The organism is Enterococcus alcedinis (assembly GCF_014635985.1).
Taxonomy (GTDB): domain Bacteria; phylum Bacillota; class Bacilli; order Lactobacillales; family Enterococcaceae; genus Enterococcus_I; species Enterococcus_I alcedinis.
Window position 1 is genome coordinate 90,862 of the sequence record NZ_BMDT01000009.1, and the last position, 19,502, is coordinate 110,363.

Consider the following 19,502-nt stretch of genomic DNA (forward strand, 5'->3'; position numbering starts at 1 on the left):
GGTAAGTGCTATTTTTGGATAATGGATAAGAAGGAGACACCAAAATTGGCGAGTCCTCTGATTTAGCTGAGTGAATAGGTAGAGAGAGTTCCTTCAACAACAAGTAGAGAGCAGAACTGTGTTTTCTTCAATAGATGGAAGCTCACTTTGATCAGTGTGTTTTTTGTTGTTCACAATATGTGTTAATTTGGGTATGATTGTATTTAAAAAGGAGCTGGCTTTATGAGTATTTGGGACAAGATTAGTTATCTATATGATGTGGCAGTAAGAGAAGAGAACGTAGTGGGGGATTGGTGGCCGGCAGTCATCACAGCGTTGATTGCTTTAGCTGGTGTTGGTTTACAAGTGTGGATAGGCTATAAAAACGAGAAGAGTAATCACAGTTTCTCTGAAAATCAAGCAGCACTTCAAAATGCATTTGAAGAAAACGAGTTAAAAAAAAGGTTAGAGTTTGAAGATAAATGGGAGCAAAAGAAAATTGATGCTGATATTATATCAAAAGCTAGAATTAAATGGATTGAGTCAGTTAGGAAACTATCTGCCGAACTAATTAGTGATATTTATAATTTTAAACAGTTGGAAACTAATAAACTAGAGATTCGTGATAGTATCAAAAGAAATTCTGAGTTGTTAAAATTGTATTTTAGTTCATCCAAATTAATGAATTCAAACGAAATAACAGTAAAAAAATTATTTGAAAGACTAGAAAATACTAATGATAATAATGATAAAAATGAGTACATGCATATTTACATCACTAGACTTTGTGAAGGCTTAGTGTCTGACATGTACATTGAAAAGAAAGAACTTATTAGTATATACGAACAAAAGATAAAACGATTGTATAATCAGATATACGATTTGGAAGAATTTATTTACGAAGATATTTACTCAGAGGATGCTGAAGAGGAAATTAATCAAATTGTTGATAGAAGGATTCCTAAAGAAAAGGAAGAACAAGCTAGTGAAATATTTAAAAAAATCTCTTCATCTAAATTTAAAAAAGATGCTTTAATTATTGATTTAGCTACAGAAGAAGTACTTGTCGATAAATTCGCTACAGTTATTTCAGTTTATTTGAAAATAGAATGGGAAAAAGCGAAGGAAGGAAAATAGAAAAAAACACAAAGTGCACGGTAGCCCCTTACAAATAAATAACATCAAAAAGCGCATTTTATCGAGTGTGCTTTTTGATTTCTGTAATTGTTTCACAGAAGATTCTTGTTATTTAAAAAAATGAGTGCTGTAACACGGTGTTACGAAATGACAACATTATGTGTCGATTTGAGAACAATGTTACGCGTTTTTATTGTTTTTTATCGTGTTTTGTTTTGAAACCTGTTGACCATAGTGTTTAAGGGTGTTATATTTAATTTGATATCTATACACATTTTTAAAAGTCAAGGTTGTCATTTTTAGATTGATGATGTATAATGTCGAATTTTGTTTTAGAGAGGGAGGAGACGTAATGAACATGAGATTGACTATCAATGAATTTGGAGCTAAAACGCTAGCAGATAGTAAATTCAAGCCGTTTGAACCACGTCAAAAACACACGGAAAACAAAGAAGAATTATTGGAGATGTTAAAATCTAATTTTCAAAAAAATAAAACGACGCAAACAGTTAACACAACTAAAGACTCAACTATTGAAGTTAAGGTTAGGGGGAAATAGATGAAGCTTCTGACTTTAACGATAAGTGAATTAAAAGGATATCTACAAGAATTTAAAGGTCCTGAGTTGCATGATTTCCTACTGACTTTTAAAGTTAGTAAGAATGAGTCAATTCAGACCTTTTTTTGTAAGCAAGCGATCATGAGAGATGAAGAGGACGCACTTAGAACATTTGTAGTCTTAGATTTAGAGAATGACAACTCAATTGTAGGTTTCTTTTCTTTAACAATTACAAATCGAATATTTTCAGACGGTGTAAGTAAAAATCAAATGAAAAGAATATCTAGTAAAGCCGCGAAAGATCGTATGTTCACATCTATCTTAATATCTAAACTGGGGAGATCAGATTTTTACAAAGGTAAAATAAGCGGAGAAGAAATTATGAGGATTGCTCTAGATAAAAGTTATGAGATATATTTAAATTCTGGATTGAAACATGTATGTGTAGATTATTATGATAATAGGCAACTTGAAATGTTTTATTTAGAAGAATGTTCTTTTCTGAAGTATCAATATGACCAGGAGTCCAGAATGAATTATTGTTTTTATAAGTTCACATGATTATTGGGAAGGCGTGTTAAGCATGACTGCGGAGATATGTATTTTGAATAAAAATGGATTGGTATTTGCTGCGGACTCAGCCGTAACCGTAGGAAATAATTTGGGGAGTAAAGTTTTTAATACTGCTAATAAATTGTTTTCACTGGGGTATAATCATGATGTAGGCATCATGATATATGGAAATGCCGATTTCATAGGAGTACCTTGGGAAGTGATTATTAAAGGATTCAAGAATGAAATGAAGGATAAAGAAATTTCAAGACTAGAAGACTACGGTACGCTCTTTTTAAAGTATTTAGATGGAATTGATGATGTTAAAAACGAAATTAGTGAATCGATGGTTATAGACAGGTACATTATGGAGGTTTTTGAATTTGTTTTTAAAGAATTTGAACATGAGTTGAGTAATAGAATGGAAGAATTAGAAATATCGAATGTCCAAGATTATGAGAGATTTATTAATGCCATATATAATGAACTTTTTAATGGTATTTATGATACTACTAAAAAGTTTAATTCATTTACGAAATTGATTAAGGCAAGTGAATTTAAAAAGAAACACGGAACGTATATACATGAAAGATACGCTGCTCTGTGCAAGAATAATTTAGCCGGAATAGAGATAGAGGCAACTAAAAACAAATTCGCAACTCTTATTAGAAATTTTATGTATAATACTGATTTTTATTCTGATGGTTATACAGGAGTGGTTATAGGAGGATATGGTGGTAATGAATTATTTCCTAAATTATTGAGTTATAAGGTCGAGGGATACATAGGAGAAGATTTAAAATACATAAAAGATAATTATGTCAGCGTTGATATAGGGAAAGTTATGTCGAGTATAATACCTTTTGCACAACAAGAAATGGTGCACACAATAATGACAGGAATAGATCCAGAAATGAAAAGTCAAACAAATGACCTATTAAATCATAGTTTGGAATTATATAGTGAAAACTTGATTAAAGAGGGGTTGATGGTGTCAGAAAATGAAGAGCAACGTGAAGCTATCATCTCAGAAATAACAAAGGCTTTTGGTGATACATTGAATCAGATATCTAGCGATCGATATACGGATCCAATAATAAAAACTGTAAGTAGCATGCCGAAGGAAGAACTACCAGTTATAGCCGAAACTTTGATTAACATTACTTCATTTAAAAGAAAATTTTCGATGAGCTTGGAGACAGTAGGGGGACCGATTGATGTATTATTAATAACTAAATCAGACGGGCCTATATGGATTAAAAGAAAACATTATTTTGATTCGTTGTTAAATAGAGAGTACATTAATAGGAAGATGTGAAACTGATCTATGTGTCCATCGAAATAAAAACCGCATACAAAGTGAATGATAGAACTACCGGCGTGATGGATTTAATGAGTCTGTCCAAGTGTCCGTCCATATAGTCAAATCTATATGAACCTAATTGATTGCTTTTACTTATAAAAGGCATTATATCAAGGTTATCTGTATCTATTGAAGTCTATCAAAACCACAATTTGAATAACCTTTTTATTTTTCATTTACTCCTAACCAGAGTAAACTCCTTTTAATCACTCGACCTAACCAATCGAGTGGTTTTTTTGTGTTCTTTTTTTGAAAAACATGCTAAACTATTGTTAGATTATAAAAAGTGAGGGATCTTGGATTGAAAATTTAACCCATTTATCGAAGCTGCATTCAGATGACTTTCTTGGTACGACCAAGGAGGAAGTGTGCAGATTTTCAGGATGGGAATGTTTTCGCCAAGGGAGAGTTCTTTTTATTTGGCGACGTTAACGAACCTTATCCTGAAAATAGGAGAAGGTTTTTTCTTTCGATAAAATTCGAAAGAGAAAGGAGTTTATATGTCGACAATACATATTAAAAATTTAACTTATGGCTTTGATTTGCAAAGCACTTTATTATTTGAGCAGACGAATTTAACCATTCAAACGTCGTGGAAATTAGGTTTGGTGGGACGAAATGGTCGTGGGAAAACGACGTTACTACAGTTGATTCAAGAGAAATTACCTTACACGGGCAAAATCGAGCATCAAACGAATTTCTTATATTTTCCACAAGAAGTGGGCGATGCAACGCAGATGACGTATCAAATTCTTGAAGGGTTTGATCAAACGGAATATTGGAAGCTCGAACGAGAATTGAATTTACTCGCGGTTAACCCAGACGTTTTATGGTTACCATTTGAACAATTATCTGGTGGCGAACAAACGAAAGTTTTATTAGCGATTTTATTTGCCCAAGAAGATGGATTTCCTTTAATTGATGAGCCAACCAATCATTTGGACATGGCATCGCGTCAACTGGTAGCTCAGTATTTAAAGAATAAGAAGCAAGGATTTATTTTAGTCAGTCATGATCGACAACTCGTTGATGACGTCGTGGATCATATTTTATCGATTGAACGCAATCAATTGGTGTTACATCAAGGAAATTATTCATTATATGCTGCGGAGAAAAAACAACGTGATGCAACGGAGCTAGCAGATAATACGAAACTAAAGCGTGAAATTAGTCGTTTGAGTAAAACAGCCGATGAAAAAGCCCAATGGTCAGGTGCGCGCGAAAAGGATAAGTATGGTGACCCCCATAAAAAAGGTAGTGGTGCGATCGGTGATACGGGAGCGGTAGGGGCGCGTGCGGCACGTGTGATGAAACGTAGTAAGGCGATTATTAATCGGATGGAAGATCAGATTACGGAAAAAGAAAAATTGTTGAAGAACTTAGAAAAAGTGGATACGTTGACGCTTCATGTTAAAGAAACGCATAAAAAACAATGGATCAAAGCAGAGAACTTACAACTTTTCTATGGTGAACGTGCGTTGTTTGCACCGATTTCTTTTGAATTAAATGTGGGTGATCGATTGGCAATTACGGGTGCCAATGGTTCAGGAAAAACATCGTTACTTGACTTTTTACTCGGGAATTTTAAAGGTGAAGTTCGTGGTGAGTTGACGATGGCCAAGAATCCAACGTTGAGTCTAGTGCGGCAAGATTTTAAAGATAATACGGGAACGTTAGCTGAGTTTGCTGAAAAGCGCCAAATCAGTGAGGAAGAATTGTTGAATCATCTGCGTAAACTGGGCGTGGAACGCAGTGTTTTTCTAAATAAAATCGAACATATGAGTCAAGGGCAACAAAAACGAGTGGAGTTAGGCAAAGCGATGTTAACATCAGCAGATCTTTTTATTTGGGATGAACCATTGAACTATCTTGATGTTTTCAATCATCAACAATTAGAAGAAGCCATTTTAAAAGCCAAACCGACAATGATTATTGTCGATCATGATCATTATTTCTTGTCTAAAATTGCAACAAAAACGATTGAATTAAAGAATTAAAAAGAATATTTAACAAAAGTGGGCTTACTCGAAGGTATTTCCTGTTTCCAAAAGAGCAGATTTTTAACAAACCTGTGTTCACTCAATGTTTAGATAACGCAACAAGGGGCTGTGATTTTTTCGCAGCCCCTTGTTTGTATTATCAAGAGTTCCAGGAATTATTTTCTTGTTAAGTAGAAGGGAACGCTTAATAACCGAACGATTGATTAGTTTTCTATTAGAAGTATGAGGTTGTAACGTCATAAAACGAACGATGTTTTATAATGAAAGAGAAAAAAGGAGCGATTACGATGAGTACTCAATATTTTAAAGGATCATTATTCCATACCCCGAGTCATGGAGAACTAGAATTTATCAAAGATGCCCTACTTACAGTCGATGAGAAAGGACTCATTCAAACGATTTTAGAGCCAAGCGATGCGGCTTATGTCGAGCATTTAACAAATGCCCGAGCGAGTAATCAGTTTGTTGAGTTAGCTGAAGGGCAATATTTCTTACCGGGTTTTATTGATTTACATGTACATGCCCCACAATGGCCACAAGCAGGAGTCGCATTGGATGCTCCTTTGGCAACATGGTTAGAAAAGGGGACTTTTCCGTTAGAGGCAAAATATGCGGACGTTAATTTTGCCAAAGAAGTTTATAACGATTTAGTCGCGCATTTATTATCGCTTGGAACAACGACGGTACTTTATTTTGCAACGATTCATCAAGAAGCGAGCTTAGCTTTAGCTGAAATTTGCGGCAAGCAAGGACAACGTGGACTTGTTGGAAAAGTGGTGATGGATTTAGAATCAATGAATCCAGATTTTTATCGCGACAATTCTGTAGCTGAAAGTTTAGAAGCGACAGAATCGTTTATTTTAGCAGTGAAAGAATTAGGGAAAGATGTCAAGCAAGGGGTTTATCCAGTTGTGACACCTCGTTTTGTTCCTAGCTGTAGTGCAGAGGCTTTAGCTGGACTAGGTGCACTTGCTCAAAAATACGACGTACATGTGCAATCGCATTGTAGTGAAAGCCAATGGGCACATGATCATGTCATTGAGCGTTTTGGTAAACGAGACACGGAAGTATTGAATGATTTTGGCTTACTACACGACAAGTCAGTTATGGCACATTGTAATTTTCTAGACGAATCGGATGGGGAAATTTACATGGAAACAGGTACGGCTGTTGCGCATTGTCCGATTTCAAATGGTTATTTTGCTAACAGTGTTTTCCCAGTTAAAAAGTTTAAAGAACAAGGACTTGAAATGGGATTAGGTACTGATATTTCAGGTGGGTATTCACCGAGTCTTTATGAGAACATCCGCCAAGCCGTTATTTCTTCACGGATGTTAGAAGATGGTGTCGATGTGAATGTGGGGCCAGAAAATCGGGGCGTACAGAATTCTCGAATTTCGGTTGTCGAAGCCTTTTCTTTAGCAACACAAGGAGGCGGAGAAGCATTGAGTTTACCAATCGGTGTGTTAAAGCCAGGATATGCCTGTGATTTGCAAGTGATTGATACCAATGTGAAAAATCATCGCATTTCTAGTTTTGGTGTTTTTGAAAAGCCAGAAGAAATATTACAAAAGATCTTATATTTAGCGACAAAAGAAAATATTCGTCAAGTCTGGGTTCAAGGAAACTTAGTCCACGATAAAAATGAGGGAGCATAATAATGGAAGCGAGTAATCAAGTGAAGAAGTCACATTTAACAATCGGGGTCAATGATCCGATTCCGTTAGGGCAAGCAATTTTATTAGGGTTACAACACGTATTAGCAATGGATGTTTATGTCGTACCATTTATTATTGCAACAGCAGTATCTATGTCACCAGGGGATGCGTCAAGTCTGATTCAATCAACCTTTTTAGGGGCTGGAATCGCCTCGTTAATTCAAGTACTATTTTTCTTGAAAATCCCTGTGTGTCAAGGACCATCATTCGTACCGGTTGGTGCAATTATTGGTATCTACTTAGGCGGTAATGGGATGAGCACGGTTTTAGGTGCGAGTTTAATTGGTGCAATTGCGATTACCATTTTGGGTTATACCGGAATTTATAAATACATTGTCCGTACATTTATTCCGACAATTGTTAGTGGAACGATTATTATGATTGTTGGTTTAACTTTATTACCGTCAGCTTTTAGTGGCAACATTTTTATTGAAACAGCTGAGTTAACGATGAATCAAAATGTTTTATTAGCGTCAATCACCGCAGCTATTTTAATTTTATTTTCAATGTTAGGAGAGTATTTCCCGAAATTAGGCAAAGTATTCCGGATTAGTTCGGTTATTATTGCGCTTGTATTAGGCTCAACGATTGCCTTTGCGATGGGTGGAATGGACTTTGCTTCTGTATCCGAAGCGTCATTTTTAAGCTTACCAAACTTTGCATTTATTGATTATGGTTTTACTTTTGACCTATCTGCAATTGTAACTATGTTGATTATTTATATGGTTTTATTAGCTGAAACGACGGGTACTTGGTATGCAGTGAGCTCCGTTACAGAAGAAACCTTAAGCGATGAACAAATTAATAAAGGGGTTATCGGTGAAGGCTTTGGCTGTCTCATTGCTTCTCTTGTAGGTGCGACACCAGTGACAGGTTATTCAACCAATGCAGGTATTATTTCAATTACGGGTGTAGCAAGTAAAGTCGTCTTTGTCGCTGCTTCTTGTTGGTTTATTATCTTGTCATTCTTTGGTAAATTATCGGCGTTAATTAATGCCGTGCCAGCAGCTGTGATCGATGGCGTTTTTGTGGTCGTTTGTGCGATTATTATGTTAAGTGGTTTTAGAGTCATTAAAAATGAATCTTTTTCAGAAAGAGAATTATACATTATTGGTGTGCCAATTATCATCGCATTAGGCTTAATTTTTATGCCAGCTGAATTAAAAGGGCAAGCTCCTCAATTTATTCAATATTTACTCGATTCACCGATTGCAGTCAGTGCAATCATGGCGGTAGTGATGAACAAAGTCATTCCAGAACCGAAAAAAGTATAACAAAAAAGAGGCGAGAGAATTATTCTCTCAGCCTCTTTTTTTAATTTTCGACATTGCCCACGTATTCTTCAAAGTAACGTAACAAATCAGCTTTGAATTGTTGATACTCTTCTTCAGTGTACGTTTTGTCTTCCACTTTTACTTGGAAAAAAGGGAGTTCAAAATCCTCTCTTAAGCGAGCTAAAACTTCATCTGGTTGCATTTTTTGACCTCTTTTCTAAAATAATTTAAAGGAGGCATTCATATTTTCATAAGCTTCACGCATGACACGTAAATTAATTCGCAAGCTTTCGGTGTCGCGTTCGTTATGGAATAAAATCTGCTTTAATTGAAAATAAAAATCGTCAAAGGCATTCACATAATTTTCGACCTCTTTTGTTTGCAGTTCTGGAAAAGTGTCGCAACGAAGATAAGCTTTTTCTGCAATGCTGTAGATTTCAGATGCGGTTAGTAACGCAAGCGACTCATTGAAACGACGACTATCAACCAGTTCGTAGACTGCTTGACACTTGTTGTAAATATTTGAAAAATCTTTTGATAATAGTTCAATCGGTGTTTTTGAAAACATGTGACTTCCTCCTCCTTCTACTCTTAAAAGTAATTAAAATAAAACACAAACCGTTTCCGGTGCATAAAAATCTTTTTGGACAAGGGTTAATGTCCCTTGTTCGGCATCTCTTTCATATAATGAAAGGTTATCGGTGTTTTGGTTTGCACAAACGATAAATTGTTCGCTTGGATCTAGTGCGAAATCTCTCGGGTGATCACCTTCTGTTGAAATCAGTTGAATCAGTTCAACTTGTGCGCCAGCTTCTGTGACCGCAAAGACCGCTAAAGAGTTGTGTCCACGGTTAGACGCATATAAGAAGCGACCGTCATTTGAAATACGAATCGCTGCACCACCGCTAAATTCCGTGAAATCGGATGGTAACGTTGAGATCGTTTGAACGTGTGTCAAAGTCCCAGTTGTCGCATCGTAAGCTGCTACGATTACAGTATTTGCTAATTCGCCAAAGATGTAGGCATGCTTTCCATCTGGATGGAAAACTAAATGGCGTGGACCCGTGCCAGGAGCTGTTAGGAAAAGTGCTGTGCGAGTTAATTTTCCTTCATCAGAAACATCGTACGTGTAAACACCGTCTGTTCCAAGGTCACAGACAATTAAGCGACCATCGGGTGTTAAATCGGTATAGTGAACGTGTGGTTTATCTTGGTTGGCATGAGGGCCAGTTTCTTCTTGATGGAATACGGCATCGGTTGCACTTAGTGATCCATCCGCATTGATTTTATAAACATTGACTTCGCCTTTATGGTAGTTCGAACCATAAGCAAGTTGACGCTTTTCGTCCACGGCGATATAACATAATGGCGCGCCTTCTTCTGTGACAGCATTTAAAAATTCATACTGACTGTTGTAAGCCGCAGCGCCACCTTGACCGTCAATAGAAGTCACAGTGTATAAGTTTTTCTTGTCGCTAACAGCTAGATAAGTCGGGCTGTCTTCTTTGGTTACTAACGTTAGATTGCTTAATACTTTTTTGTCGGTATCTAATTCAAGGGAATAGACGCCTTCGCTTTTACGGCGAGTGTACGTACCTAATAACATTTTTGTAGTCATGAAGCTCCTCCTGAGATTAAAATATTATGTATTTCTTTTATTTTACCATACTAGTCAACGAAAAAAAAAGAATGTGCTATAATTATGTTATTCATAAAGATAGAGGAGGCACTCATTTCATGCATAAAGCAAAAGTCATTTTCATTGGCGAACAAGCGGTAGAGCAACAAGAACCTATTATTTTATTTTTTGGTGAAGGTGTGACCGATGGGTTACGTGAATACTCCGTTATTCAAAAGATGGAAGATTCTACGTCTGTTGAATTAGCAGTCGGTGATTTTATTTTGTTTGGTGATCAAAAATATACGATTACTCATTTAGGCGAATTTGCCAACAAAAATTTACAGGCAATCGAACATGCGTCATTTATTTTTTCAGAAGAAGAGCCACACGACAAATTAACAAGTAGTGTCTATTTGGTTCCAAATAAAATTCCTAAAATTTCTCTAGGAATGGAAATTACATATCAAGGATAGGGGGCGGTCATTTGAATAAGCAAGATAAGCTAACTTTTTCTTGGTTTTGGCGCTGGTTTTTAAATAACAAGGTCGTTACAGGTTTGTTAATCGTTTTATTATTATTGGTTAATACCTTGATTTTAACGAAAGTCGCTTACTTATTTACACCATTTTTAGATTTCTTAGCGATTGTCGGCTTGCCGATTATTATGGCAGCGATTTTGTATTATTTAATGAATCCAGTTGTCGATTTTCTAGAAAAGAAAAATGTGAAACGAATCTACAGTATTTTAGGGCTGTTCGTCTTTGTTGCGGGATTGCTCATTTGGGGTGTGGTCGTCATCATTCCAAAAATTCAAGAACAAACGATCAGTTTCGTCAATAATTTTCCGGATTACATCAAGGTGGTTGAATCCTCCGTTGACGATGTTTTAGCCAATCCATTGTTCTCACAAGTACAAGAACAACTGGAAGCTTCGTGGGAAAAGATTTTTGCATGGATGACAAAAATTATTCAAAACATGTCGAAAGCCACTTTTGAAAACTTAGGGAATTTCTTTGGTGCGGTCGCATCTATCTTTATCGCCATTATTACGATGCCATTTATTTTATTCTACTTATTAAAAGATGGGAAAAAATTGGCACCGTATGCTGTTTCTTATTTGCCAACAAAATGGCGCACACCAACACTTAATGTCTTAAAAGAAATGAACCAACAAGTTTCATCTTACATTCGTGGTCAATTAACGGTCGCTTTTCTTGTTTGTCTGATTTTTATGATTGGCTTTGCGATTATTGGTCTCGATTATGCCGTGACCTTAGGAATTATTGCAGGTATTTTAAATTTAATTCCTTATCTAGGCTCATTCTTAGCGATGATTCCAGCAATCTTTTTAGGAATTGTTGGCGGACCAATTTTATTACTGAAAGTTTTAATTGTTTTCGTTATAGAACAAACATTAGAAGGGCGTTTTATCTCGCCACTTATTTTGGGGAATCAACTTTCGATTCATCCAATTACGATCTTATTTGTATTATTAACCTCTGGAAAAATGTTTGGTTTAACAGGTGTTATTTTAGGGATTCCAGTCTATGCGGCTACAAAAGTCCTAATAAAAGCAATTTACCAATGGTACGCTAACACTTCAAGTTTATATGAAGATCCTGTGTTACTAATCGAAGAACCAAAAGAATCAAACGAAGCAAATGAACCATAAAAAAATATCCCAGTAGAGATGCGTTCTCTACTGGGATATTTTTTATATTAAAACGTTAAGCCTAAAGCTTCTGCTTTTTCAACTGCTTCGGCAACAATTTCTTCTGCTCTTTCAGGATGATGATCGGCACCTTCAACTAAAACTTGTTGAATATCTTCAACACCGATGAAGTTTAAGATCCCTTTGATGTATTGTGAAGAAAACTCTTGTCCTTCATAAACGCCACCGTTTGCTTGGATATGTAGTACTTTTTTACCTTCAGTTAATGGCACAGGTCCTGTTTCAGTATAACGGAATGTTTTACCAGCAACGTTGATTGTGTCAAACCATGCTTTTAAGCGAGTAGGAATGTTTAAGTTCCATAACCCATTTCCGATAACGACTTTGTCAGCTGCTAAAAATTGTTCAGTTGATTCGTTAAAACGAGCAATCTTTTTTTGTTGGCTAGCAGTTAATTCTGCGAACTCTTTGCCTGAACTTAAGTCATTCCAGCCTGTTAAAATATCTAAGTCAATTTCTGGGAAATCTTCATTAAATAAATCTAAAACAATAATTTCATCTGCTGGATTACTTTTTTTATAACTATCTAAGAAAGCGTAAAAAACTTTCATTGATTTTGAATCTTCACCAGTTAGTGGGTGGGCTTTGACAGCTAATAATGTTGACATGAATACTCTCCTTTGTGTCCAATTCGAATTGGCAATTTTATTACCAATTCGAATTATATAAAAAAGCGTAAGTGAAATCAACCTATTTGCTTAATAAAAACAATTGTTTTTATTGTGAATATTAGTTGGAGATAAGACCAAATAACACAAAGAAGCGATGCGCTAAATCGCTTTTATCTGAGTGATTAGGGAAATAGAACCAACGACTGATCGATAGTCAAATTTCTAATCATAATAAATATTGCTTTCTGTCATTCGTCTCTTAAAAAAGGGATAAAAAAGAGATCTGTGGGAGATACCACAGATCTAGTTTAAATTAAGAAACTTTTTGGTTCGATTTTAAAGCTTTCATTCCACCAAGTACGGCAATCGCTTGGTAACCTTGTTGAGTTAAAAATTGCGACATTGTTTGTCCGCGTCTTCCGGCATGGCTGATAATATAATAAGTCGTATCTTTTGATAATTCATTGAGACGGTTTGGTAGGCTAGTGACAGGTATGGACATCGCGTTTTCGTAGTGGCCTTCATTATAAGCACCTTTATCGCGAATATCTAAAATAGTGACGGATTCGTTTGTTTGCAACAATTGAAAATCTTGTGCACTCATCGTGTTCATGTGTTTACTTCCCTCATTTCTTTATGGAAATAATAGTAGGGTCTTTTGTGTCTTTTTGCAATTAAAAGAAACGAAATCGAATAATTATTAGAAAAATTTCATTTCAACGAAAAAACTAGCGAGAACTTACACAAGTTCCTTGCATTTTTATATAGAATAAAGTAAAGTATATCTGTGCAATAGGCACCGCTCCGTTACTTGGTTTAGCGAGTCACCAACGCTTTACTCAGTCATGGGTGAATTATAAGAAAGAGGTGGAAACACACATGGCAATTTCAAAAGAACGTAAAAACGAAATCATGACTCAATTCGCACGTCATGAAGGAGATACTGGTTCACCAGAAGTACAAATCGCTGTTTTAACAGAAGATATCAATACTTTAAATGACCATATCCGCACACACAAAAAAGATCATCACTCTTACCGTGGATTGATGAAAAAAATCGGACACCGTCGTAACTTATTAGCTTACTTACGTAATAAAGACTTAATCCGTTACCGTGATTTAATCCAAGCATTAGGATTACGTCGCTAGTCGAAACAAAACGAAAAGTGAGGTTCCTATGAATCTCACTTTTTTACTATGTATTTGACGTCTATTGTATCAAAATAAAAAAATAAAACGCTGTGAGAGTTGGCTTTGGCTTACTACTAACCAAAGGAAAGAAGTGAAGAAATTGACTATTTTCCTTTGTTTAGTAGCAGTCACAACTTACAGCCCAAAGGAGAAACTATGACAAAGCAAGTATTTTCAACCACATGGGGCGGACGCCCGTTATCTGTTGAAGTCGGACAATTAGCAAGACAAGCAAATGGTGCCGTTTTAGTTCGTTACGGTGATACCGTTGTACTAACAGCTGCAGTTGCTTCAAAGCAAGCAAAAGACACAGACTTCTTCCCGTTAACAATTAACTATGAAGAAAAAATGTACGCAGTAGGTAAAATTCCAGGAGGATTCATTAAACGTGAAGGCCGTCCAAGTTTAGACGCAACACTAACTGCTCGTCTAATCGACCGTCCAATCCGTCCAATGTTCGCGGAAGGTTTCCGTAACGAAATCCAAGTAACGAATATCGTAATGAGTGTCGAGCAAGATTGTTCACCAGCAATGGCAGCAATGTTTGGTTCTTCATTAGCATTAGCGATTTCAGACATTCCTTTTGACGGTCCAATTGCCGGTGTTGATGTAGGGTCAGTTGATGGGGAATATGTGTTGAACCCAACGATTGAACAGCAAGAAAAAACAACGATTGAATTGACAGTTGCTGGAACAAAAACAGCGATTAACATGGTAGAATCTGGTGCAAAAGAAGTTTCAGAAGAAGACATGTTAGGTGCCTTATTATTCGGGCATGAAGCAATCAAAGAATTAGTTGCTTTCCAAGAAGAAATCGTAGCGGCTGTCGGTAAAGAGAAAATGGAAATTACTTTACTACAAGTTGATGAAGACTTACGTAAAGAAGTTTACGCAGCTTACTATGAATTAATGAAAACAGCGGTTCTAACAGAAGAAAAATTAGAACGTGAAGACGAAATCGATAAAGTTAAAGATATCGTTAAAGAAGCATATGCTGAGAAAATTGCTGCGCTTGAAGGCGAAGAAGCAATCCAATTAACCAAACAAATCAAACAATTAGCAGAAGACTTAGAAAAAGATGTGGTACGTGAACTCATTACAATTGACAAAATTCGCCCGGATGGCCGTAAAGTCGATGAAATCCGTTCGTTAGCATCTGAAGTTGGTATTTTACCGCGCGTGCATGGTTCAGGTTTATTTACTCGTGGACAAACACAAGCATTATCAACGGTTACTTTAGCTCCTTTAGGCGAGCACCAAATTATTGACGGCTTAGGTTTGGAAGATTCAAAACGTTTCATCCACCACTACAACTTCCCACAATTTTCTGTTGGATCAACTGGACGCTCAGGCGCACCGGGTCGTCGTGAAATTGGACATGGGGCTTTAGGCGAACGTGCAATGGCACAAGTGATTCCATCTGAAGAGGAATTTCCTTATACAATCCGTATTGTATCTGAAGTATTAGAATCGAATGGTTCTTCTTCACAAGCAAGTATTTGTGGCGGAATCTTAGCCTTAATGGATGCCGGTGTACCAATCAAAGCACCCGTTGCTGGGATTGCTATGGGACTTGTTTCTGATGGCGAAAACTATACAATCTTAACCGATATCCAAGGCTTAGAAGATCACTTAGGCGACATGGACTTTAAAGTTGCTGGAACAAAAGAAGGAATCACTGCCCTACAAATGGATATTAAAATCCAAGGAATCACTGAACAAATCTTACGTGAAGCGTTAGCGCAAGCGAAACAAGCACGTATGGAAATCTTAGATGAGTTAATTTCAACGATTGCAGCACCTCGTGAAGAATTAAGCCCATATGCACCGAAGATTGAAATGATTCAAATTGACCCTGAAAAAATCAAAGTGGTTATCGGTAAAGGTGGCGACACGATTAACGGTATCATTGATGAAACGGGTGTTAAGATTGATATCGATCAAGATGGTAACGTATCGATTGCTTCTTCTGATGCAGATATGATCAAAAAAGCGATTGAAATCATCCAAGAATTAATTAAAGAAGTTAAAGTTGGCGAAGTTTACTTAGGTAAAGTTGTTCGTGTTGAAAAATTCGGCGCATTCGTAAACTTAATCAAAGGTAAAGATGGCTTAGTTCATATTTCACAATTAGCACATGAACGTGTCAATAACGTAGAAGATGTTGTCAAAGAAGGCGATGAAATCCTAGTTAAAGTTATGGAAATCGATCGTCAAGGCCGTGTGAATCTATCAAGAAAAGCGATGTTAGATGAGCCGAAAAAAGACTAAATAAATAACTAAAATGACAAAACTCTTGTCCTTAGCCCAACGGGTGAAAGGATAAGAGTTTTTATTTGAATAAAAATAATATTCGATGCAACCTTTTGCTCTCGAATGGACTCTAATAAGTGTATCGAAAAATGTTGCAAAGGATGGGGAATGGTTGAAAGAAACAAAAACACTCGTTAAAAAAGCTAAAAAAGGCGATCACGAAGCCTTTATTCAGCTAATCGAAAATTATGAAGTCGTTCTATATAATATGGCTCGTCGATTTTTGAAAGAAGAAAGGGACATTGAGGATGCCCTACAAGAAACAATCTTAAATGCGTACCAAAATCTACATCAATTAAAAAAGAATCGTTATTTTTATACTTGGTTGTGCCGAATTATGATGAATCAATGCAAACAATATTTGAGAAAAGAAGAGTGGTTTGAAGAAATCGAGGAGAACACTTGGGTTGAGGAGCCGACCTTTACCGAAACACAAGAATTAAATGCCTTAATTCAACAACTGAGTCAACGTTATCGGATTCCGATTGTCTTATATTTTTATAACGGCTTTAGTATTAAAGAAATTGCTGAAATTTTAGCTGAACCGACGGGGACGATTAAATCGAAACTGTCGCGAGGGAAAAAATTGTTATTTGAAATGTATGAAAAACAAGAAGGAGTCGATCAACATGGAACCGTTTGAAGAAAAAATGAAAGATGAATTACAACAGGAAGTTAAGCTTTCACCAGCCGCGCGTCGGGGCTTTGATCAGGCCTATCAACAAATTCGTCAACAACCGCAGAACAAGAAAGTTTACTGGGGAACGATTATACAACTGGCAGCAGTCGGCTTATTAATTGTCGGTGGCATTTGGCACAAACCAGTTGTTCAAGCGTTGCAACAATTCTTTGGTTTTGGTCAATTCGAGTCGGAAAAAGTTCAGAAATCAGATTTTGTCAGTGAAAAAGGTTTGAGTGTGACCGACCAAGGCATTCAAATTACGACGGAAGCCTTTTACCGTGATGCGTCAGAAATCGGCTTTAAATTGAGATTTGATTTCTTAGAGCATCAAAAAGAATGGAAGAAAGCCGATGATTTCAACATGCTTTTCCGCGTCAGAAATGATGAAGATTATCTCTTTGAATTTATTTCAGATACAAAAGAATTAAAAGGAACCGGCGATGATCTAACTTTTAAAGAAATAAAAGAGCTCGATACAGATGGAAAAAAAGCCGAATATATTGTTAAACTCGTCCGAGGAAAAGAGCCGATTCCAACAGAAGGTGATCTGCAACTTGAGATTGAAACGATTAATTTGTTTTCCGATAATAATCAAGAGTATACCCTCTTGAAACAAATTGAAGGGCAATGGGATTTTGAATTAACGAGCGAAGCCAAGGCAAGCTTTGAGACGATTTTCTTTGATTGGGAAAGTCATCCGGAAATTGAGATTCTAAAAGCAGAAGCGACAGCTACGGGACTAGCGATTGAGTATCGTTATGATGAAAATCATGCGTGGACCAAAGACTATTTAGAAGGTATTCATACCTTTTTAACCGATGAACAATGCAAAGAATACCATTCAGATGGTCGGAAGATGGAAGTCAAAGACGGCATGATCTATGTGAATGTGGTCTATCCTTATACCGCCTATGATGAAAAACAATCGTTAAATCTTCATTTTGACGGGGCAGGACTCGATTCGATTGCGTTAACGATGAAAAAATAATAGAGTATGGCGCTAAAATTAAAAAACCTTCATTATGATTTAAAACGACTAAAGGCATGACTCAAAGCCTCCGATACCTAAGGTAAGAAGTAGATCAATTTACTTCATTGTATTGGAGGAGATATTTTGAAAAAGAAAGTAAGGTTGTTAGTTGTTAGTATTGTTTTAGGTCTAAGCCTATTATTTGTCAGTAGTGTCAGTGGCGTAAATGATGAGATGATTTTTGAACACGCCGTTGCTCAAAAAACGTTACCAGAGACCAAATCAAAGCTAAAAATTGTGCTAAAAAAGAAAGCAGCGAAGCCAAAGCCTAAAGTTGCTGTCAAAGCGAAAGCGAAACCAAAACCGAAAGCAAAAGCGAAGCCTAAAGCGGTGAAGAAAAATGAAATCACCTTTTCTGGTAAGACAATTCCGTTAGTCAACAGTCAAGGAGCTGCCGCAGCACCCAAAGGCAATAAAGCAGGCTATTGGCGTGGAAATGGCAAAGTCAATGATAAAAAAACGACACATATTATTGGGCACAATCCGGGTTCATTTGCAGGAATGTTTAAACTCAAAAAAGGTTCGATAATTAAAGTGGTTGATTCAGACGGAAAGACGCGTAATTATAAAGTCTATTCGATTTTAACAGTTAATGATAATGTCTATGGTAAAAATGGCAAAGATTATTGGTCAACAATCTTTAATCAAAAAGGGGAAGCCATCAGTTTGCAAACGTGTATTAATGATTATTGGAATTTAATTGTTTTAGCAAAATAATACATAAAGAAGTGGGGAATGCTGGTCATCCTCACTTCTTTTTATATTTATTGAAACATTTTGCTTGCTCTAAAACCCGTTTTAGCAATTATACTCAATTTAATTAGAAAAGAAGGGGTGGAAGAAAATGCAAACATATATCAAAATTGGCGAGCAGTATCTTTACGCGTACATTCAAATTCGAGAGGGAAAACTCTGGTTCCGAAGCGATCGTGGGTTCAAAAAATCGATTGTCCAACAGCTTACTTTAACGAAAATCAGTGATGTTTTTATTTTAGAAGCCTTAGGTGGGAAACAAATCGGTTTTACCTATGAAGGCCAACGCTATACGATTTATGAAGTTGGTAATGGATTGGGTGATTATGTTACAAGCAGTTTGGAAAATATCGCGTAATAATTTTTGAATAAAGTAGGATTTTTCTGTGAATCAAGCACTTCAGAAACGTGACTGTGATAAGATAGAAGCAATTCGAATGTCAAAGGAGAAAATCATGTTTCGTAAACTTCAAATCAGTGCTCAAAAATGGATGAGAGGGCGCTACGGTATTTTCGATTCATTGAATAAGACGCTAATCATTATCAGTTTGATTAGTTTGTTCATGGCTAATTTTATCGGAATTCTCGGATGGCCTGTCCGCTTGATTGCTTATGCTTTATTTTTATTCTCGTATTATCGATTATTTTCAAAAAAAGTTTATTTACGGTCAAATGAAAATCAAAAGTTTATGCTTTTAAAAATGAAATGGCAAAAGAAATTCAAGCAACAAAAAAACAAATTTAAACAACGAAAAGAATATACCTATTTCCGTTGTAGTAATCCCGCTTGTAAGCAACAATTACGTGCGCCCAAAAAACGTGGGACAATCAAAGTAACTTGCTCGAAGTGTAAAAATGTTTTTATTAAAAAAACGTAAAGAAACAAATGAAAAAATCACAAAATCCGCGAGAGTGATTTGATATGCTCCCCTCATAGTAGACACTAGAAAAAACAAAAATTCTAGTCTACTATGAGAGGAGTTTTTT

General features: G+C 36.2%; 21 protein-coding genes. 16 read left to right on the forward strand and 5 right to left on the reverse strand.

The features are described 5' to 3' along the window. Positions 1 to 222 precede the first annotated feature (222 nt). From IEV09_RS09790 to IEV09_RS09820, 7 genes are all read left to right on the forward strand, one after another. Positions 223 to 1,116 carry a hypothetical protein gene (locus IEV09_RS09790; RefSeq protein WP_188368119.1) on the forward strand — a complete coding sequence of 298 codons (894 nt, stop codon included), beginning with the start codon at positions 223 to 225 and terminating at the stop codon, positions 1,114 to 1,116. Between the two features lie 352 nt (positions 1,117 to 1,468). Further along, a complete protein-coding gene (locus IEV09_RS09795; protein WP_188368120.1) occupies positions 1,469 to 1,675 on the forward strand; it encodes a hypothetical protein in 207 nt (68 codons plus the stop codon). Further along, on the forward strand, positions 1,676 to 2,236 hold the full coding sequence (locus IEV09_RS09800; protein ID WP_188368121.1) for a hypothetical protein: 561 nt from the start codon (positions 1,676 to 1,678) through the stop codon (positions 2,234 to 2,236). Between the two features lie 43 nt (positions 2,237 to 2,279). After that, a complete protein-coding gene (locus IEV09_RS09805) occupies positions 2,280 to 3,545 on the forward strand; it encodes a hypothetical protein (RefSeq protein WP_188368122.1) in 1,266 nt (421 codons plus the stop codon). A 545-nt stretch (positions 3,546 to 4,090) separates the two neighbouring features. Then, positions 4,091 to 5,587, forward strand: a complete 1,497-nt coding sequence (gene abc-f / locus IEV09_RS09810; RefSeq protein ID WP_188368123.1) for a ribosomal protection-like ABC-F family protein — start codon at positions 4,091 to 4,093, stop codon at positions 5,585 to 5,587. A gap of 290 nt (positions 5,588 to 5,877) precedes the next feature. After that, on the forward strand, positions 5,878 to 7,248 hold the full coding sequence (gene guaD, locus IEV09_RS09815) for a guanine deaminase (protein WP_188368124.1): 1,371 nt from the start codon (positions 5,878 to 5,880) through the stop codon (positions 7,246 to 7,248). 2 nt (positions 7,249 to 7,250) lie between these two features. Continuing rightward, entirely contained in the window at positions 7,251 to 8,582 is a 1,332-nt protein-coding gene (locus IEV09_RS09820) for a uracil-xanthine permease family protein (protein WP_188368125.1), read from the forward strand. A gap of 40 nt (positions 8,583 to 8,622) precedes the next feature. On the opposite strand, the gene IEV09_RS09825 is transcribed toward IEV09_RS09820, so the two are convergent. From IEV09_RS09825 to IEV09_RS09835, 3 genes are read right to left on the reverse strand one after another with little or no spacing between them, the layout of a single operon-like run. Next, positions 8,623 to 8,784: a hypothetical protein gene (locus tag IEV09_RS09825; protein WP_188368126.1), complete on the reverse strand. Its 162-nt coding sequence runs from the start codon at positions 8,782 to 8,784 to the stop codon at positions 8,623 to 8,625. Positions 8,785 to 8,799: 15 nt separating this feature from the next. Continuing rightward, a complete protein-coding gene (locus IEV09_RS09830) occupies positions 8,800 to 9,150 on the reverse strand; it encodes a hypothetical protein (RefSeq protein ID WP_188368127.1) in 351 nt (116 codons plus the stop codon). Between the two features lie 33 nt (positions 9,151 to 9,183). Continuing rightward, positions 9,184 to 10,200: a lactonase family protein gene (locus tag IEV09_RS09835; RefSeq protein WP_188368128.1), complete on the reverse strand. Its 1,017-nt coding sequence runs from the start codon at positions 10,198 to 10,200 to the stop codon at positions 9,184 to 9,186. A 119-nt stretch (positions 10,201 to 10,319) separates the two neighbouring features. On the opposite strand from IEV09_RS09835, the gene IEV09_RS09840 reads away from it, so the two are divergent. Next, positions 10,320 to 10,676: a PTS glucitol/sorbitol transporter subunit IIA gene (locus IEV09_RS09840; RefSeq protein ID WP_188368129.1), complete on the forward strand. Its 357-nt coding sequence runs from the start codon at positions 10,320 to 10,322 to the stop codon at positions 10,674 to 10,676. A gap of 11 nt (positions 10,677 to 10,687) precedes the next feature. Then, entirely contained in the window at positions 10,688 to 11,875 is a 1,188-nt protein-coding gene (locus IEV09_RS09845; protein ID WP_188368130.1) for an AI-2E family transporter, read from the forward strand. A gap of 47 nt (positions 11,876 to 11,922) precedes the next feature. Here IEV09_RS09845 and IEV09_RS09850 read toward each other — a convergent pair whose 3' ends face one another. Beyond that, complete coding sequence (locus IEV09_RS09850) at positions 11,923 to 12,543, reverse strand: FMN-dependent NADH-azoreductase (protein ID WP_188368131.1); 621 nt, start codon at positions 12,541 to 12,543, stop codon at positions 11,923 to 11,925. Positions 12,544 to 12,859: 316 nt separating this feature from the next. Continuing rightward, positions 12,860 to 13,159 (reverse strand): rhodanese-like domain-containing protein, encoded by a 300-nt coding sequence (locus IEV09_RS09855; protein WP_188368132.1) that lies wholly within the window; start codon positions 13,157 to 13,159, stop codon positions 12,860 to 12,862. Between the two features lie 266 nt (positions 13,160 to 13,425). Between IEV09_RS09855 and rpsO the strand changes: the two genes are divergently transcribed. From rpsO to IEV09_RS09890, 7 genes are all read left to right on the forward strand, one after another. Next, complete coding sequence (gene rpsO, locus IEV09_RS09860; protein ID WP_188368133.1) at positions 13,426 to 13,695, forward strand: 30S ribosomal protein S15; 270 nt, start codon at positions 13,426 to 13,428, stop codon at positions 13,693 to 13,695. A gap of 198 nt (positions 13,696 to 13,893) precedes the next feature. Then, positions 13,894 to 16,008: a polyribonucleotide nucleotidyltransferase gene (gene pnp / locus IEV09_RS09865; RefSeq protein WP_188368134.1), complete on the forward strand. Its 2,115-nt coding sequence runs from the start codon at positions 13,894 to 13,896 to the stop codon at positions 16,006 to 16,008. A 154-nt stretch (positions 16,009 to 16,162) separates the two neighbouring features. Then, the gene (locus IEV09_RS09870; RefSeq protein ID WP_229731700.1) at positions 16,163 to 16,693 is read left to right on the forward strand and encodes an RNA polymerase sigma factor; all 531 of its coding nucleotides are present in this window, start codon (positions 16,163 to 16,165) and stop codon (positions 16,691 to 16,693) included. Then, positions 16,680 to 17,720 carry a DUF4179 domain-containing protein gene (locus IEV09_RS09875; protein ID WP_188368136.1) on the forward strand — a complete coding sequence of 347 codons (1,041 nt, stop codon included), beginning with the start codon at positions 16,680 to 16,682 and terminating at the stop codon, positions 17,718 to 17,720. Before IEV09_RS09870 ends, IEV09_RS09875 begins: the two co-directional genes overlap by 14 nt. A gap of 126 nt (positions 17,721 to 17,846) precedes the next feature. Beyond that, positions 17,847 to 18,479 carry a sortase domain-containing protein gene (locus IEV09_RS09880; protein ID WP_188368137.1) on the forward strand — a complete coding sequence of 211 codons (633 nt, stop codon included), beginning with the start codon at positions 17,847 to 17,849 and terminating at the stop codon, positions 18,477 to 18,479. Between the two features lie 127 nt (positions 18,480 to 18,606). Next, a complete protein-coding gene (locus IEV09_RS09885; RefSeq protein WP_188368138.1) occupies positions 18,607 to 18,873 on the forward strand; it encodes a hypothetical protein in 267 nt (88 codons plus the stop codon). 97 nt (positions 18,874 to 18,970) lie between these two features. Then, a complete protein-coding gene (locus tag IEV09_RS09890; RefSeq protein ID WP_188368139.1) occupies positions 18,971 to 19,393 on the forward strand; it encodes a BRcat domain-containing protein in 423 nt (140 codons plus the stop codon). Positions 19,394 to 19,502 lie beyond the last annotated feature (109 nt).

Bases quoted from the DNA above. Each gene is read 5' to 3' on its own strand.
- IEV09_RS09850 (WP_188368131.1), bottom strand. From the start codon at position 12,543: ATGTCAACATTATTAGCTGTCAAAGCCCACCCACTAACTGGTGAAGAT.
- IEV09_RS09855 (WP_188368132.1), bottom strand. From the start codon at position 13,159: ATGAACACGATGAGTGCACAAGATTTTCAATTGTTGCAAACAAACGAA.
- IEV09_RS09885 (WP_188368138.1), top strand. From the start codon at position 18,607: ATGCAAACATATATCAAAATTGGCGAGCAGTATCTTTACGCGTACATT.
- IEV09_RS09825 (WP_188368126.1), bottom strand. From the start codon at position 8,784: ATGCAACCAGATGAAGTTTTAGCTCGCTTAAGAGAGGATTTTGAACTC.
- IEV09_RS09800 (WP_188368121.1), top strand. From the start codon at position 1,676: ATGAAGCTTCTGACTTTAACGATAAGTGAATTAAAAGGATATCTACAA.
- abc-f (WP_188368123.1), top strand. From the start codon at position 4,091: ATGTCGACAATACATATTAAAAATTTAACTTATGGCTTTGATTTGCAA.
- IEV09_RS09830 (WP_188368127.1), bottom strand. From the start codon at position 9,150: ATGTTTTCAAAAACACCGATTGAACTATTATCAAAAGATTTTTCAAAT.
- IEV09_RS09875 (WP_188368136.1), top strand. From the start codon at position 16,680: ATGGAACCGTTTGAAGAAAAAATGAAAGATGAATTACAACAGGAAGTT.
- IEV09_RS09790 (WP_188368119.1), top strand. From the start codon at position 223: ATGAGTATTTGGGACAAGATTAGTTATCTATATGATGTGGCAGTAAGA.
- guaD (WP_188368124.1), top strand. From the start codon at position 5,878: ATGAGTACTCAATATTTTAAAGGATCATTATTCCATACCCCGAGTCAT.
- pnp (WP_188368134.1), top strand. From the start codon at position 13,894: ATGACAAAGCAAGTATTTTCAACCACATGGGGCGGACGCCCGTTATCT.
- IEV09_RS09840 (WP_188368129.1), top strand. From the start codon at position 10,320: ATGCATAAAGCAAAAGTCATTTTCATTGGCGAACAAGCGGTAGAGCAA.
- IEV09_RS09795 (WP_188368120.1), top strand. From the start codon at position 1,469: ATGAACATGAGATTGACTATCAATGAATTTGGAGCTAAAACGCTAGCA.
- rpsO (WP_188368133.1), top strand. From the start codon at position 13,426: ATGGCAATTTCAAAAGAACGTAAAAACGAAATCATGACTCAATTCGCA.
- IEV09_RS09835 (WP_188368128.1), bottom strand. From the start codon at position 10,200: ATGACTACAAAAATGTTATTAGGTACGTACACTCGCCGTAAAAGCGAA.
- IEV09_RS09890 (WP_188368139.1), top strand. From the start codon at position 18,971: ATGTTTCGTAAACTTCAAATCAGTGCTCAAAAATGGATGAGAGGGCGC.
- IEV09_RS09820 (WP_188368125.1), top strand. From the start codon at position 7,251: ATGGAAGCGAGTAATCAAGTGAAGAAGTCACATTTAACAATCGGGGTC.